15 protein-coding genes and 1 tRNA gene are annotated in these 14,986 nt (G+C 41.2%); 4 read left to right on the top strand and 12 right to left on the bottom strand.

Annotated features, from left to right (window positions below):
• Nucleotides 1–29: 29 nt before the first annotated feature.
• The 3 genes from DCK90_RS05195 to DCK90_RS05205 are packed head-to-tail and all read right to left on the bottom strand — an operon-like array spanning nucleotide 30 to nucleotide 3,212.
• Nucleotides 30–1,490 (bottom strand): DUF389 domain-containing protein, encoded by a 1,461-nt coding sequence (locus DCK90_RS05195; RefSeq protein WP_108245135.1) that lies wholly within the window; start codon nucleotides 1,488–1,490, stop codon nucleotides 30–32.
• 3 nt (nucleotides 1,491–1,493) lie between these two features.
• Nucleotides 1,494–2,573: a mannose-1-phosphate guanylyltransferase gene (locus DCK90_RS05200; RefSeq protein ID WP_108245136.1), complete on the bottom strand. Its 1,080-nt coding sequence runs from the start codon at nucleotides 2,571–2,573 to the stop codon at nucleotides 1,494–1,496.
• Between the two features lie 27 nt (nucleotides 2,574–2,600).
• Nucleotides 2,601–3,212, bottom strand: a complete 612-nt coding sequence (locus tag DCK90_RS05205) for a SprT-like domain-containing protein (protein ID WP_108245183.1) — start codon at nucleotides 3,210–3,212, stop codon at nucleotides 2,601–2,603.
• Between the two features lie 84 nt (nucleotides 3,213–3,296).
• Here DCK90_RS05205 and DCK90_RS05210 point away from each other — a divergent pair, with 84 nt between their 5' ends.
• A complete protein-coding gene (locus tag DCK90_RS05210) occupies nucleotides 3,297–4,199 on the top strand; it encodes a hypothetical protein (protein WP_108245137.1) in 903 nt (300 codons plus the stop codon).
• 18 nt (nucleotides 4,200–4,217) lie between these two features.
• On the opposite strand, the gene DCK90_RS05215 is transcribed toward DCK90_RS05210, so the two are convergent.
• From DCK90_RS05215 to porV, 6 genes are all read right to left on the bottom strand, one after another.
• Entirely contained in the window at nucleotides 4,218–4,895 is a 678-nt protein-coding gene (locus DCK90_RS05215) for an SDR family NAD(P)-dependent oxidoreductase (RefSeq protein ID WP_108245138.1), read from the bottom strand.
• A 41-nt stretch (nucleotides 4,896–4,936) separates the two neighbouring features.
• Nucleotides 4,937–5,914 carry a M28 family metallopeptidase gene (locus DCK90_RS05220; RefSeq protein WP_108245139.1) on the bottom strand — a complete coding sequence of 326 codons (978 nt, stop codon included), beginning with the start codon at nucleotides 5,912–5,914 and terminating at the stop codon, nucleotides 4,937–4,939.
• Between the two features lie 95 nt (nucleotides 5,915–6,009).
• Nucleotides 6,010–7,647, bottom strand: a complete 1,638-nt coding sequence (locus tag DCK90_RS05225; protein WP_108245140.1) for a pyruvate dehydrogenase complex dihydrolipoamide acetyltransferase — start codon at nucleotides 7,645–7,647, stop codon at nucleotides 6,010–6,012.
• A 4-nt stretch (nucleotides 7,648–7,651) separates the two neighbouring features.
• Complete coding sequence (pdhA, locus tag DCK90_RS05230) at nucleotides 7,652–8,650, bottom strand: pyruvate dehydrogenase (acetyl-transferring) E1 component subunit alpha (RefSeq protein WP_108245141.1); 999 nt, start codon at nucleotides 8,648–8,650, stop codon at nucleotides 7,652–7,654.
• Between the two features lie 80 nt (nucleotides 8,651–8,730).
• Entirely contained in the window at nucleotides 8,731–9,222 is a 492-nt protein-coding gene (gene cdd / locus DCK90_RS05235; RefSeq protein WP_108245142.1) for a cytidine deaminase, read from the bottom strand.
• Between the two features lie 78 nt (nucleotides 9,223–9,300).
• Nucleotides 9,301–10,449, bottom strand: a complete 1,149-nt coding sequence (porV, locus tag DCK90_RS05240; RefSeq protein ID WP_108245143.1) for a type IX secretion system outer membrane channel protein PorV — start codon at nucleotides 10,447–10,449, stop codon at nucleotides 9,301–9,303.
• 394 nt (nucleotides 10,450–10,843) lie between these two features.
• Here porV and gldJ point away from each other — a divergent pair, with 394 nt between their 5' ends.
• Nucleotides 10,844–12,496: a gliding motility lipoprotein GldJ gene (gene gldJ, locus DCK90_RS05245; RefSeq protein WP_108245144.1), complete on the top strand. Its 1,653-nt coding sequence runs from the start codon at nucleotides 10,844–10,846 to the stop codon at nucleotides 12,494–12,496.
• A 65-nt stretch (nucleotides 12,497–12,561) separates the two neighbouring features.
• Nucleotides 12,562–13,836 (top strand): UDP-N-acetylmuramoyl-tripeptide--D-alanyl-D-alanine ligase, encoded by a 1,275-nt coding sequence (locus DCK90_RS05250; protein ID WP_199912650.1) that lies wholly within the window; start codon nucleotides 12,562–12,564, stop codon nucleotides 13,834–13,836.
• A gap of 56 nt (nucleotides 13,837–13,892) precedes the next feature.
• On the opposite strand, the gene DCK90_RS05255 is transcribed toward DCK90_RS05250, so the two are convergent.
• Nucleotides 13,893–14,099 carry a helix-turn-helix transcriptional regulator gene (locus DCK90_RS05255; protein WP_108245146.1) on the bottom strand — a complete coding sequence of 69 codons (207 nt, stop codon included), beginning with the start codon at nucleotides 14,097–14,099 and terminating at the stop codon, nucleotides 13,893–13,895.
• A 166-nt stretch (nucleotides 14,100–14,265) separates the two neighbouring features.
• Here DCK90_RS05255 and DCK90_RS16955 point away from each other — a divergent pair, with 166 nt between their 5' ends.
• Nucleotides 14,266–14,427 (top strand): hypothetical protein, encoded by a 162-nt coding sequence (locus tag DCK90_RS16955; RefSeq protein ID WP_159075768.1) that lies wholly within the window; start codon nucleotides 14,266–14,268, stop codon nucleotides 14,425–14,427.
• Nucleotides 14,428–14,433: 6 nt separating this feature from the next.
• On the opposite strand, the gene DCK90_RS05260 is transcribed toward DCK90_RS16955, so the two are convergent.
• Both DCK90_RS05260 and DCK90_RS05265 read right to left on the bottom strand, forming a co-directional pair.
• Nucleotides 14,434–14,508, bottom strand: a tRNA-Val gene (locus DCK90_RS05260).
• A 27-nt stretch (nucleotides 14,509–14,535) separates the two neighbouring features.
• Nucleotides 14,536–14,949, bottom strand: a complete 414-nt coding sequence (locus tag DCK90_RS05265; protein WP_108245147.1) for a 6-pyruvoyl trahydropterin synthase family protein — start codon at nucleotides 14,947–14,949, stop codon at nucleotides 14,536–14,538.
• Between the last annotated feature and the right edge of the window lie 37 nt (nucleotides 14,950–14,986).

Raw genomic sequence — 14,986 nt, forward strand, 5'->3', positions numbered from 1 at the left:
AGACATCAGACATCAGACATCTAAATAAATTAATCTACCTCTTTGATCACCAACGTGGAATCCTGAAGCCTCAGTTTTAACCATGCCAACATTTTTTTGGTATCAGCTTCTTTTTGACTTGAGCTCAATCCGTTTTTCCAGTTTACCTCAAAGACAGGCACTGTATCCAACTTTTTAAAATCGGTACGTATTTGGTAAGAGAAACCTAGGGCATCAATATTCTCATAATTGGCTTTAGCTTCTGCACTTATACTTTGAAAAGGGACCCTCCTACCCACATTCCTTGTTAGAATGGACAGCTCTTCTTCGAGCAGTCTGATTTGCTCATCCTTATTCAACAGCTCGGCCTTATTCTTCTCATAAAGTTCGCTTACATAATTGAACTTTTCTTCCGAATCATCCCTTCCTCCCTGAATAATATGGAGTTCGGCGTCCTTGAGCCTATTGTATTCATTCTTCTGTGTTCTCCATGTATTAATGATATTCTCCGGAACCAATTCATCGCCCATAAAAACCACTTCAATCATTGAGGTCCCATCATCCACATACTCCAATTTGGTGAGATTGTCCACATACCTTCCAGCACCATCAAACTGATATACCTCTACCGTACCTTTTAAAAACTCTTGAGCTTGTTTCATAAAAAGAGACTCTTGGAATACATTGTAAAACGTAAATCCGGCCGGAATCATTACCAAAATACCCGTGATTGAAGCCAAACGAGCTATCAACCTTCTACGTTGGGAATTGGCATATCGCACCATGGGAAACCTCAGGAACTTGATGACCAAGAAGGTTGCCAGACCTATAAAAATGGTATTTATGATGAACAAATACATGGCCCCAGCGGCATACCACGGCTTGCCAATGGCCAAACCGAAACCTACCGTACAAAGAGGCGGCATCAAAGCAGTTGCAATGGCCACACCAAAAATAACACTGGCAATGGTCCCCTTTTTTGCCCGGGCGATTACCAGCGCCAATCCACCAAAAAAAGCAATCAGTACATCCCGAATATCTGGTTTGGTACGTGCCAAGAGTTCTGAAGATTCATCCCGAAGAGGAAAAAAGTAGAAAAATAGGAATGCGGTGATCACACTCAAAACCACCATTACAGTGAAATTCTTGAGCGATCTGCGCAACGTATCAATATCATTTATGGCCAATGACATGCCCATTCCCAAAATAGGGCCCATCAGTGGGGAGATAAGCATGGCACCAATAACCACCGCTGTTGAGTTGGCGTTCAGGCCAATGGATGCAATGAAAATGGAGCACACCAAAATCCATGTGGTATGGTTCTTAAAGGGAATATCCGCAATGATGGATTCTTTGGTGGCCGCGGCATCCGTATTGGAACGGATTTCCAACAAATCCGAAAGGAATTTGCGCACGCTGCCCAAAAGCCCCTTAAAATCTTTTTTTACCTCATCTCCACTGTCTTGATTGGGTGGTGTGGTCTCTGCTTCCTTTTTCTGTTCTTCGGTCATATATTATGCAAACTGATCCCCAAATTTTTCCTTCACTTGGGTCAATACTTTTTTAATATCCTGTTGTTTGTCCTTAGGGTAAATAAGGAGCACTTCTTCTTTATCCACGATGATGTAATCCTCCAGACCATCAACCACAACTACCTTCCCTTTGGGAGATCGTATCATATTGCCTTTTGCATCTTCCAAAAGGGTTTGAGCGTTTACCACTGCGTTCTCGTTTTTGTCCTTCTCCAATTTATCGTAAAGAGCGCCCCACGTACCTAAATCATTCCAATCAAAAGTAGCTGGCAGGGTGTAAATGGATTTGGATTGTTCCAAGATAGCATAATCAATGGATATGTTTTCTGCCTTGGCATAGTTTTCTTGAATAAAGGCTCTTTCATCTCCCGTATTGTAACAAGATATGCCTTGTCCAAAAAGTTCATATTGACCAGGCTGATATTTTTTGAAGGCTTCCACTATGGTTTCCACGCTCCACATAAAAATGCCCGCGTTCCATAAAAAGTTGCCTTGAGCCAAAAATTCCTTTGCGGTTTCATAATCCGGTTTTTCCCTGAATTGGGACACCTTTTTTAATTGCGCGTCACTACCTTTTTCAAATTCGATGTAACCGAATCCCGTATTGGGAAAAGTGGGCTGGATACCCAAAGTGCAAAGTGCATTTTCTTCTTCACATTTACTGAAACAAGTTGTCACATCCTTTTCAAATGCAGCTTCGTCCTCAATCCAATGATCACTGGGCGCTACAATCATTACCGCATCGGGATTCATTTTCTGAATCTTAAGGGAAGCATACAAAATACAGGGTGCCGTATTCCTCATAGCGGGTTCCAGAACCACTTGGTCTTGTTTTACCATGGGCAATTGTTCCAACACTAAGTCGTTATACTGCTCATTAGTCAGAATCAGAATATTTTCAGTGGGAACAAACTTGTTCAGACGATCAAACGTTTTTTGAATCAGGGTCTTACCGGTCCCCAACATATCGTGAAACTGTTTGGGATTGGATGATGTACTCACCGGCCAAAATCTTGAACCAACTCCTCCTGCCATTAAAACTGCGTAATAATTCTTGTTCATTTTGCTGTTTTTTAATTAGAATGCCGGTTATCCTGATACATCTTGAACCAACTCAACCTCCGCGTTTGGTTGAAACAAATATAATCTCCCGGTTGATAACTCCACACATTCGTACCGTTTTACTTTCTTATTTCCTTTTTTGAACAACTTGCCATTGTACAGTCTAAAAACACTGCCCGTAGGCAATTCGTAGACATAACTAAGCAGTCGTTCTTCCTCATCAAAAGCTTTTAGCGCAATGGACAATCTGGCATCTGTGCTACTACTGGCTTTTGGATTTTTAAAGTGATTTGCAATTATGGGCAACAGTTGCGTTGGAAACACCTCTGGCCGAATAAATGGAACCATTAAGTGTTGAAAGGTACGCTTCCATTCCACTCCATGCGGTTTTATTCGACGACCATACGTTTCAAAGGCCACCAAATGCGCTATTTCGTGGACGAGTGTAATCAGGAATCGGTATTTGTTGAGTGATGCATTTACGGTTATCAAATGCAATCCGTTCGGCAATCTGCGGTAATCACCATGGCGGGTAACACGATGGTTCACAATTTTTAAATGCACCCCATGCGTTTTGATAAGCTCAAAGCAAGGAGCTACTGCAAGCTCAGGAAGGTATTTTTGTAGGGTAGTTTCCATCATTCGTCAAACGAAAATAGGCATTCGTCAATTAACCTCATCCAATGCTTAAAATGTTTTTTACTTTTCACAAAACAATAAGTCATGAGAGCTACCATTTTACTATTGATTATCATTCTGCCGTATATAGGCATAGGTCAAAACAAAACTTCTCTTGAAAAAACACTATGGGAAAGGGTTCAAAGTTGCTACTCTTTGTTTGAGCCCAACGAAGATGGTATCCTAGAATATAATAAAATTGATGATTCCAAAAATGGATATTTAAAAGTTTGGGGGAGGTTCCCAACTTGTGGGTGCAAATGCATCTCAACAGTTGGAGCATATAAAGATATAGATGGCAATTATACGCTCTTGCAAAAGGAAGAATTCTTATGTGAGGATAAAAACTCAATATCATCCAACAAAGATTTGGATAAGATTCTACCCGAGAACTTCGGTATACACACTTTTTCTAAAAAAGAGCTAAACATAAACTCCAAGTATGTTGTTTTTTTCTTAGATGTTGAGATACCCAGATTTGGAACTGATACCAAAGTCGCATTGCGATTTATTCCTTTTGGGATTTTCCAAGAACTGAATGGCTCCGTGATTTCCTATGACTACTCACAAGAATATGAAAACACATCGGTCCATTACATAAAAGAAATAGAATACATGGCCCGCACAATCATCGATGACAATACCTTGACCCACTTATTGAAAAAAGACTATGAAAGTATTCATGTGGTCGACAGAAAATTTATTGAAACAAAAATAATCGGGCCAGACTCATGGGAGAATTTTGAATCTTTTGACGAGCTCTCAGAAAAATTGAGCATATTAAAAAATGCTTATGACATTTACTCCCAGCTAGATTTTATGTCCATTCTGATGCAATGGAACAAGGAAAAAGCACGATTCGAAGTAAAATCAAAAAGTGATGGGCCCAAGACCATGACATTTAAAGAGTTTATACTGGAACATGAATTCTGGATACCTATTTGCTGAGAATACGTAGGTCAATCCTTACGGCGTACTATTACTCACCTGCAACATTTTTCCATTGTAGAGTTTTTGACCTGTCAAAGCAAACTCTTTAATATATGTGGCCATCTCCAATGCAGTTACGGGAGCTTTGTACCCTGGAAAGGCTTCTTCGAGCATCTCGGTCTGTACGGCACCCAAGGCCAATACATTAAAACTTGGGCCGGTTTCTTTATACTCTTCGGCCAATAGCTCGGTCAAGGTAATCACAGCACCCTTGCTTGAACTATACGCAGAGAGTCCTGGAAACTTCATACTGCCCTGCACTCCTCCCATGGAACTTATGGTCACTACATGACCTTCCTGCCCCATCATGGGAAGTACTGTTTTTGTAATTTCAGCTACTCCGAACACGTTTACTTTGTAGACGCTCTCAAATTCCTCCGTCGTGGTTTCCGAAAATGGTTTGCCCAAAAACCGACCTGCATTATTAATGAGTACATCCACTACATGCCATTGATTCAAAAATTCATTGAGTTTTTCAAAATCGGCAGGGTTGCCCAAATCAAAGGACAACGTTTGTACATTGGGCAAATTCAGGCTTTGCACAGGCTCACTATTTCGTGAAAGTGCCAAAACCTGATGTCCTTCCCTCGCAAAAAGTTTCACCAACTCAAATCCTATTCCCCTACTTGTGCCTGTAATTATTATGTTTGCCATAAGTGAAATCTCTCGACTGCGCTCGAGATGACAGTTTTAAATTACTTTGTTAATCGTATTTCTTGTGATGGAGCATTGGCGATACCTTCAATCACGGGAATTGCCTTGTTTACCAATGTGGCCATATGACCAAAATCCATTAAACTGTTCTCATCACCCACCTTATGATAATGATTAAAGTTGGTAAAGTCAAACGTACAGAACGTATGCGACGGCACGCCAAATTCTTCATGGAACGGATAATTGTCCGACCTTTGATACAAGTTAAATTCCTTGGCCGTTGGTAAAAATCCTACCCAGTTTTCTTTAGCATACCTATTGCTGACCTCTGCCAAGTTGGACATATCGTAGCCCGTGATGTATACAAAATAGTCCTTCCCCTGCAAAGGAACACCCGTCATTTCAAAATTGAGCATGGTATACAGATTCAAATCCTGCTCTTTTAACTTTTTGGCCAGATGCTTGGAACCCAACAAGCCCTTCTCCTCTGCACTGAACAGTGCAAAAATAATACTACGCTTGTTCGTTTTGTTTGTTCCAAAATACCGTGCCATTTCCAAAACTGATGTAGTACCCGATGCATTATCGTTGGCGCCGTTGGCAATATAATCTCCATTTTCAGGCTCAATGGCCCCAATATGGTCGTAATGGGCACCTATCAAAATAAATTCATCTTTTAAATCAGGGTCGTTGCCCTCCACTACACCCACAATATTGTAAGCAGGTTTTTTAAAATTTGAAAGTGTGTCGCGGTACGTTTCAAAATAGGGCTTGAGTCCGTAGGACTTAAAATAATTCTCAATATACCTAGCCGCAATTTCAATGCCTTCGCCTCCGGCCTCCCTTCCCTTAAGGTCATCGCTTGCTAAATAATTCATCATTTCACCTATGCGCTCGGCATCGGTAAAAGTTTCGCTTGATTTTGTTGTTTGAGGATTAACATCAGTGGTTTGAACAATTTTTGTAGAACCACAGCCCATCACAAAAAGTGAAACGACAACATATAATAGTACTCTCATTTTTGTTGTTTTTTGATTTTTTTTAAAGATAAAAAAAGCATCCCGATAAAAGGATGCTTTTAAATTAATGTATTATCGAATGTATGTCGACAAATCTATGCCAACATAGTCACTGGATTCTCCAAGTAAGCCCTCAAAGTCTGTAAAAACTGGGCACCAGTGGCTCCATCAACCGTTCTGTGATCACAGGCCAAAGTTACCTTCATGGTGCTTCCAGCTACAATCTCGCCATTTTTAACCACAGGCTTATCAACGATTGCCCCTACGGATAAAATGGCAGAGTTAGGCTGATTGATAATGGAGGTAAACTCTTGAATACCGAACATTCCCAAGTTGGAAACCGTAAAGGTACTTCCTTCCATTTCATCCGGCTTGATTTTCTTGTTTCTTGCTCTTCCGGCCAAATCTTTTACCGCTGTACCCAATTGGGTCAAACTCATCTGATTAGCAAATTTGATTACGGGAACCACAAGACCTTCATCTACGGCAACGGCAACACCCATGTGTATGTGATGCTTGTATATCATGGAATCACCATTCCACGATGTATTTACCTGCGGATGTTTTTTAAGGGCCATTGCACATGCTTTCAAAACCATATCGTTGAAAGATACTTTGGTATCCGGCAAACTGTTGATTTGTGCACGGGATGCCTTGGCATTGTCCATATCCACCTCAATGGTCAGGTAATAATGTGGTGCAGTAAATTTGGATTCTCCCAAACGCTTGGCAATCACCTTGCGCATTGTAGAGTTTTTCACTTCTTCCACACTTTCTTCACCAACTGGAAGTGCAACCGGTGCCACTGCAGGTGTAGCTTCGGTTTTTTCTGCAGCAGGAGCTGCTTGTGATGATGGTTTAAAGTTTTCTATGTCCTTCTTAACAATTCTTCCGTTATCACCGGTTCCCTTTACATCTGCCAAATTGATGCCTTTTTCATCGGCAATCTTTTTGGCCAATGGAGAAGCGAATATGCGCTGACCATCTTGTGTAGCAGGAGCTGTTTCTTCTTTCTTGGATGATTCCTCTTTTTTCGGAGCTTCATCTTTGGATGCTTCTTTTTTAGGTGCGCTCTTAGATGAACCACCTGATGATTTCGCATTCAAAACAGCATCAACATCCGTTCCTTCTGGGCCAATAATGGCCAAAAGGGAATCCACAGGAGCTCCTTCGCCTTCTTGGATACCGATATGCAGCAAAGTTCCCGAGTAGAACGATTCGAATTCCATAGTGGCCTTATCCGTTTCGATTTCGGCCAAGATATCTCCTTCTTCCACTTTATCCCCAACACTCTTCAACCAGCTGGCAACCGTTCCTTCCTCCATGGTATCACTCAATCGGGGCATGGTCACGATTTCCACTCCTTCGGGAATATCTGCCGGCTCACTAGTTTCAGTTTCTGATGTAGCATCTTCTTCTGGTTCTGATGAACTTTCCTCTTTTGGAGCTTCCGATGAGCTTCCCGAGCCGTTCAATAGACCGGAAATGTCCTCACCTTCTTCACCGATTATGGCCAAAAGTGAATCAACCGGAGCACCATCACCTTCCTCGATTCCTATGTGGAGCAAAGTTCCTTCATGAAAAGATTCGAATTCCATGGTGGCTTTGTCCGTTTCGATTTCAGCCAAAATATCTCCTTCTTCTACCTTGTCCCCTACTTTCTTGAGCCATTTTGCCACGGTTCCTTCTTCCATGGTATCGCTCAATCTAGGCATGTTGATTACTTCTGCCATCTAATTATAATTTATGTTGTAAAAATGGATAGTCTTCTTGCTCGTAAACGGTGTCGTACAATTGCTCTTTTGGTGGGAAATCAGATTCCTCCGCAAATTTCTCGCACTCTTTCACAAGGTCCTTCACCTTTTTATCGATTTGTTTTAAATCGTCCTCGGATGCATATCCTTTTTCAAGAATCACATCTTTGACCTGAGTGATCGGATCTATCTTTTTATACTCTTCAACTTCTTCTTTAGTTCGATAATGCTGCGCATCTGACATGGAGTGTCCACGGTATCTGTATGTTTTCATCTCCAAGAAAGTTGGTCCTCCTCCTGTACGGGCGCGCTCAATCGCCTTGTCCATTTCCTTTGCAACTATGGCAGGGTCCATTCCGTCAACAGGGCTACAAGGCATTTCGTAACCAAGACCCAATTTCCAGATTTCCGTGGAATGCGAAGTACGCGCCACAGAGGTTCCCATGGCATAACCGTTGTTCTCACAAATAAAAACCACCGGTAATTGCCACAACATGGCCAAATTGAAGGCCTCGTGAAGCGAACCTTGTCTTACGGCACCATCACCCATATAACAAAGGGTTACAGAATCTCTTTTAAAGTACTTGTCGCCAAATGCCAACCCGGCACCCAATGGAATTTGTCCCCCTACGATTCCGTGTCCACCATAAAAACGGTGTTCTTTAGAGAAAATATGCATGGAACCACCCATACCTTTCGAGGTTCCGGTGACCTTGCCGTAAAGCTCGGCCATAACCCGTCTAGGGTCAACCCCCATTCCAATCGGCTGAACGTGATTTCGGTAAGCGGTGATCATCCTGTCCTTTTCGAGGTCCATAGCGTGCAATGCGCCGGCAAGCACCGCTTCTTGACCATTGTACAGGTGCAAGAAACCTCTAACTTTTTGTTGAATATATACGGCGGCCAGTTTATCCTCGAACTTTCTCCAGAAATACATGTCCTCGTACCATTTAAGGTAAACTTCTTTGGTGATTTTTTTCATCTACTGTTGTATTAAATGAATTTCCCTTGCGTAGGGAAGAGCAAAAATACATATATATCTGTTTTGGAAAAAGAATTGAATTAAGAATCGCCCAAAAATGAGCTATTGAATGCCAATGGCAGAATATCGGCCATTGAATTGCATTTATAAACGGGGCCAGATTCCGAACTTAACAATAGTGATATTGGTGATTGCTGTTTTTGTTCATATTCTATGATGGACTGCCTACAGTTACCACATGGTGCTGCGGGCGAACTTACCCCATCCTTGGACGATGAAGCAGAAATAGCAATAGTTTTTACGGCTATACCGGGATATTTTGCTCCCGCATGAAAAATGGCCACACGCTCTGCACAAAGACCGGCAGGATAAGATGCATTTTCTTGATTGCTACCAATAATAACCTCTCCATTTTCCAGCAATACCGCGGCACCTACTCTAAACTTGGAGTAAGGAGCATAGGCATTCTCCCTAGCCTTGGAAGCTTCATATAACAATTTTTGTTCGTTTTGTGACAACTCTGATGCCTCATTAAAAATGAGCAATTCGAAACCAATTTTCTTTTTTTCCATGTAATCTTCAGGATATACTCAAAAATAAAAAAACCTGCCCCCAACGGACAGGTTTTCAATTATATATTTTCATCTGCTTTAATCGTTGAAGAATTCCTCTCCAAAATCAAAGCTAAGCGAGAAACGTAATGTGTTTTCCAATGGATTTCTGACCTGGGAGGTCGAGAATAAATAAGATAGGTCTATTTGGGCCGATTTGAATTTGAAGCCTGCTCCCAATGTAAAGAACTTACGGGAACCTTTTTCCTCGCTTTCGTTAAAGTAACCGCTTCGCAACATAAAGGCTTCTCTAAATCTGTACTCTGCGCCAAGCGCCCAAGTCACCTCTTTCAATTCCTCACTGAAACCATCTGGCGCATCTCCAAAAGATTCAAAGACTCCGTTAAAGAAACTTATATTCTGATATTCATCGTTGTCTTCCGTGGTAATCTGACCGTCCCCATTAAAATCTCTTGGTGTTGGGACCAATAGTTTGTTGAATTCTGTATTGATGGCCAAAATATTATCTTGATCAAAAATGAAATCGAAACCACCGCCCAATTTCAGGTTGGTCGGCAAAAAGTTTTCTTGTCCTCCCTCATCATATTGAAGCGAACCTCCCAAATTGGAGATGTTGAATCCAGCTCTCCAACGTCCATCATAGTTGCTGTATGCGATTTCCCTGGACCTATAAAAACCTGCAACATCCACAGCAAATGCATTGGCCGCCTGTGAATCTTGCACGCCATCCTGGAATCTTAGATTTGAACTTATAAACCTACCCCCTACGGCCATGGAAAATGTTGGGCTCAGTTTTAGGGAATAAGAACCATCCAAAGCAAACTCATTGGGTTTTACCAAAGTTGGATCTTGATCTATGGTTTGCCTTAATTCTATTTCACCCAATCCAAAATAACGCAATCCGAATGCAAAAGCACTTTGGTCGTTAAGCTTGTTGTAATAATTGGCATTTAACAAGGAGACATCGTTAACAATAGTTTCCAAGTACGGGGTATAACTTATCCCAACCCCTGATTTTTTATTGGCAAAAGCATATTTGGCAGGGTTCCACTGCTGGGAATACGCATCAAAAGAAGTAGCGACACCCATATCCCCCATACCAGATGCCCGAGCATCGGCTGCAATGGTCAAAAACGGAACTGCTGTAGTAATCGCCCTTTCTTGTTGTGCGCTCATCGATGTAGCACCTACGATGACCAGCAACACCAATACGAGTAACTTTCTCATTCTAAGTATTTAGCGTTTAGTAAAGTTATTGAATCCAAAATAATTCCTTTGGACTTATTACACATTAACGGTCTTTTGAGGAAATTCTTATATAGAAGTACATATTTCTAATTATCGAATGTTCAAATCACATTCATTTTTGATTAAAAGACAAAAAAAATATGCATACTTACTTTCCCGACCGTTAAAAACCGATTGCTTCATACTATTTTGGAACCTTCTCCGTTAGTGAAATGTGGCATGCTACAATTTTTGCATGTCGTAAATATTTGATGAGCACAAAATATAATGGTAAAAACACCGTTCTAATGCCATCGAAAGATTTAAAAAATCAAAACAAGTCGAAGATACTGAGGGTAAAAACCCTGAGTTTTAAAGTACTCAAGCCCAAATTATGAAAAAACACTTAATCAAAGTTGTACTTTCTTGCGCCGTAGTGATGGGAAGTTTTTCCAGTTGTAAAAACTCTTCCTCATCAAAGAACGTCTCCAGAGCCACAGGTTGGAAAATCAATGCCAAAGAAGGAGGCTTCCAATACAATTCGGATTTTAAAGAACAGGAAACTCCTCCAGGAACCGTATTTGTAGAGGGTGGAACTTTTACCAAAGGTAAAGTCCAGGACGATATTATGCACGATTGGAACAATACTCCAACACAGCAGCACGTCCAGTCATTCTACATGGATGAGACCGAAGTAACCAACGTGATGTACCTAGAGTATTTGGATTATCTAAAGGCGGTATACCCTCCAGATGACCCAAAATACGCCAACATATACGAAGGTGCCCTACCAGACACCTTGGTTTGGAGAAACCGATTGGGCTTTAACGAAACAATGACCAATAACTACCTAAGGCACCCTGCATATGCCGAGTATCCCGTGGTAGGTGTCAACTGGGTACAGGCTACGCAATATGCCGAATGGAGAACCGACAGGGTGAATGAGGTAATGCTCGAAAGGGAGGGCTACCTTGCCGACGATACCAAATACAAGGTATTGAACGGAGAACTTGATGGCACCTTTAGTACTGAGGCCTACTTAAACAATCCAGAATCTGTTTATGGAGGTGAAATTGATTCACTTCAAGGAAAACAAAAGAAAGATTCCATCAATTCCTTTGCCAAAAGAAGTAGCGGGGTAATTATGCCGGAATACAGACTCCCTACGGAAACTGAATGGGAATATGCTGCTCAGGCACTTGTTGGAACCAGAGAATATAACAACTACAGAGGTAGAAAAAAATATCCTTGGGAAGGTGACTATACCCGTAACGGTCAGCGTGTGGGTAGAGGAGACCAATTGGCCAACTTTAAGCAAGGAAAAGGAGATTATGGTGGTATCGCCGGATGGTCCGATGATGGTGCCGACATCACAGGTCAAGTAAAGTCATACAAACCTAACGACTTTGGTCTTTACGACATGGCCGGTAACGTAAACGAATGGGTTGCCGATGTGTATCGCCCAATAGTTGATGATGAAATCAGTGACTTCAACTATTACCGTGGAAACGTTTTCATGAAAAAAGCTATCGGTGAGGATGGAAAAGTTGAAGTATTGAGAGATGAAATTGTATACGACACCTTGCCAAACGGTAAAATCGTAGCCATCAACCTTCCTGGAGAAATCAAAGAAGTTGCAGTGACAGAGGAAGAAACCTACCTAAGAACAAACTTCGATAAAAGTGATAACAGAGGATTTAGAGATGGAGACCCAGGGTCGTCAAGATTCTTTAACCGCTTTAGCGAAGAGGATGGAGATACCCAAAAAATGTACGATTCTCCAAAGCACCAGGTTGAGCGCAACGAGGATGGTGAGATTGTTCGCCAATATGACGAATCCAATTACAGAACATCTTTGATCAACAACGAGGTCCGCGTATATAAAGGTGGATCATGGAGAGACCGCGCTTACTGGTTGGACCCTGCACAGCGTAGATATTTGCCACAATATATGGCAACAGACGATATCGGCTTTAGATGTGCCATGTCCAGAGTTGGATCTAAATCCAGATCTAAAAAGACCGTACGTCACAAAAAAGCGAGATAAAAAACTTCTTGAGTATTTTAAAAGCCCCGGCCAAAAAGGTCGGGGCTTTTTTTTATCTTCGATTTATGACGATGAAAGAATTGCACGCTCTATTTTTAGAGCATCCCCATATATGTACGGACACGAGGAAAATTACCGAAAACTGTCTGTTCTTTGCCTTAAAAGGCCCAAATTTTAATGGCAATGCTTTTGCAAAAGATGCATTGGACAAAGGTGCTGCATACGCCATTATTGATGAAGAGGAATTCAAGACTTCCGACAGGTTTCTTCTGTTTGAAGATGTTTTGACCACTTTGCAACAGTTGGCAACGTTCCATAGAAATTATTCAAGGGCCAGAATTGTATCGCTAACGGGAAGTAACGGAAAGACCACTACCAAAGAACTTATCAACGCTGTTCTCTCTAAAAAATATAGCACTATAGCCACCAGGGGCAACCTTAACAACCATATCGGGGTTCCTTTGACCTTGTTGTCCATAAAAGAGGATACAGAGATTGCGATTGTGGAAATGGGTGCCAACCACAAAAAAGAGATTGAGTTTCTGTGCAGCATTGCACAACCAGACTTTGGATATATCACGAATTTTGGAAAGGCCCATTTGGAAGGTTTTGGAGGTGTGGAAGGGGTAATTCAAGGAAAAAGCGAACTCTACGATTATTTAATCGGCCACGACAAATATGTTTTCTTGAATGCCGACGACGACATTCAGAAGGAAAAGTTAGCGAACTACACCAAAAAAATGGGCTTCAGCACCAGTGACCATCAATTTTACAATATAAAGTTCCTTGGGGCCGACCCTTATGTCTCACTGGAGGTAGAGGGAATAGAAATACAGACACAATTGGTCGGCAAATACAACTTCCCGAATTGTTGCGCGGCTATATTGATGGGAAAATATTTTAATGTAGCTATTGAAGATATCAAATCGGCCATTGAAGGTTACCGACCAGAGAACAACAGGTCCCAATTACTTTCAAAGAATGGGTTCGACATTATTCTCGATGCCTACAATGCCAATCCGACCAGTATGAAAGCTGCTTTGGAAAACTTCAATTTAATGAAGGCCAAAAGAAAGACCTTGATTATTGGCGATATGTTCGAGCTTGGAAGCACGGCCGCCGAAGAGCATCAGGCCATTGCAAATTTTGCCAACGAACTCCAATTTGATGAAACATACCTGGTTGGTGAAAATTTCTATGCGACCAAAACATCTTTGAACAAATTCAAATCGTTTGATGCCCTAAAGGAACACTTGATAAAGAATCCTTTGGAAAAAGCATCAATGCTCATAAAAGGTTCAAGGGGAATGGCTCTGGAGCGGGTATTGGAGGTGTTATGATTGGTTGTTATCGTTTATAAAACCATGAATCCGAATTTTTCTGTGCCACATTACCATCATTTTGTGGAAACGAGAAGCTCCCTGACATCAACATCCAAAACTTTTGCAATTTGAAAAAGCGTTTCAACCCTTGGTTGCATATCATTCCTGCACCATTTTGAAACAGTATTTGTATTCATATCCAATTCATCTGCCAGCCAATTATTGGTTTTTCCCTTTTCAGCTAACACCGCTTTAATTCTATTAAAAAATGGTTTATCCATAGTAAATACTACGATTGAGCATTAAAAATAATTAAGAAAAATAAATGTTATAAGTATTGAAATATGCTTTACTAGGAGATTTAAAAATCTTTATGTAACTTTGAAATGCTTTTTTGGGAGATAAATAGACTTTTAAAGTTTTTTATTAGAGATTAGAAATTTCATTATGAGCAAACAATTGACCAAATCCGACCTAGAACAAATCATCAGCCTACAACAAGAAAGCCTACAAGCCATGCAAAAGGTATTGGGCAGTTTACGTAACCAAAACGAAAGCTTGGAGCGCAGTAACCAAAAATTAAGAAAAAGGATTTCTGAATATGAGTAGAAAAAGTGGGATATACTGGATTCGAACCAGTGACCTCTGCCCTGTCAAGGCAGCGCTCTAAACCAACTGAGCTAATATCCCTTTGAAAACGGGGTGCAATATCGGAAATTAATCCCAATCTCCATACTCCGCAGAGTTCTTTGATGTCTCGTGCAAGGTAATATGCAGTAATTGCCCCTTTTTAAGCTTTGGTTTTAGGATATCATAGATAACTTTCACGAAATACTCCGTTGTAGGAAGCAGATTTTCGAACTCCGGACAATCCTCGTTCAAATTTTTGTGGTCAAAGCGTTCCTCTACCTCATCCTTTATCAATGTACCCAGTACTGCCAAGTCCATTACAAAACCTGTATCCGGGTCGACTTCGCCCTTTATCCGTACCTCAAGGTCAAAATTATGACCGTGAAAGCTAGGACTGTTGCATTTACCGAACACCTCAATATTCTTTTCCTTGCTCCATTTTGGGTTATGGAGCCTGTGTGCGGCGTTAAAATGTGCTTTTCTACAAATCGTGGCAATCATGCTGCAAAGTTAAGTTCTTTTTCTGCAATCCTATTTT

It is taken from the genome of Muricauda brasiliensis (assembly GCF_003057865.1).
GTDB lineage: Bacteria > Bacteroidota > Bacteroidia > Flavobacteriales > Flavobacteriaceae > Flagellimonas > Flagellimonas chongwuensis.

What these genes read in the sequence shown, in the direction of transcription:
- DCK90_RS05195 (WP_108245135.1), bottom strand. Translation starts at nt 1,490, where the DNA reads ATGACCGAAGAACAGAAAAAGGAAGCAGAGACCACACCACCCAATCAA.
- DCK90_RS05200 (WP_108245136.1), bottom strand. Translation starts at nt 2,573, where the DNA reads ATGAACAAGAATTATTACGCAGTTTTAATGGCAGGAGGAGTTGGTTCA.
- DCK90_RS05205 (WP_108245183.1), bottom strand. Translation starts at nt 3,212, where the DNA reads ATGGAAACTACCCTACAAAAATACCTTCCTGAGCTTGCAGTAGCTCCT.
- DCK90_RS05210 (WP_108245137.1), top strand. Translation starts at nt 3,297, where the DNA reads ATGAGAGCTACCATTTTACTATTGATTATCATTCTGCCGTATATAGGC.
- DCK90_RS05215 (WP_108245138.1), bottom strand. Translation starts at nt 4,895, where the DNA reads ATGGCAAACATAATAATTACAGGCACAAGTAGGGGAATAGGATTTGAG.
- DCK90_RS05220 (WP_108245139.1), bottom strand. Translation starts at nt 5,914, where the DNA reads ATGAGAGTACTATTATATGTTGTCGTTTCACTTTTTGTGATGGGCTGT.
- DCK90_RS05225 (WP_108245140.1), bottom strand. Translation starts at nt 7,647, where the DNA reads ATGGCAGAAGTAATCAACATGCCTAGATTGAGCGATACCATGGAAGAA.
- pdhA (WP_108245141.1), bottom strand. Translation starts at nt 8,650, where the DNA reads ATGAAAAAAATCACCAAAGAAGTTTACCTTAAATGGTACGAGGACATG.
- cdd (WP_108245142.1), bottom strand. Translation starts at nt 9,222, where the DNA reads ATGGAAAAAAAGAAAATTGGTTTCGAATTGCTCATTTTTAATGAGGCA.
- porV (WP_108245143.1), bottom strand. Translation starts at nt 10,449, where the DNA reads ATGAGAAAGTTACTCGTATTGGTGTTGCTGGTCATCGTAGGTGCTACA.
- gldJ (WP_108245144.1), top strand. Translation starts at nt 10,844, where the DNA reads ATGAAAAAACACTTAATCAAAGTTGTACTTTCTTGCGCCGTAGTGATG.
- DCK90_RS05250 (WP_199912650.1), top strand. Translation starts at nt 12,562, where the DNA reads ATGACGATGAAAGAATTGCACGCTCTATTTTTAGAGCATCCCCATATA.
- DCK90_RS05255 (WP_108245146.1), bottom strand. Translation starts at nt 14,099, where the DNA reads ATGGATAAACCATTTTTTAATAGAATTAAAGCGGTGTTAGCTGAAAAG.
- DCK90_RS16955 (WP_159075768.1), top strand. Translation starts at nt 14,266, where the DNA reads ATGAGCAAACAATTGACCAAATCCGACCTAGAACAAATCATCAGCCTA.
- DCK90_RS05265 (WP_108245147.1), bottom strand. Translation starts at nt 14,949, where the DNA reads ATGATTGCCACGATTTGTAGAAAAGCACATTTTAACGCCGCACACAGG.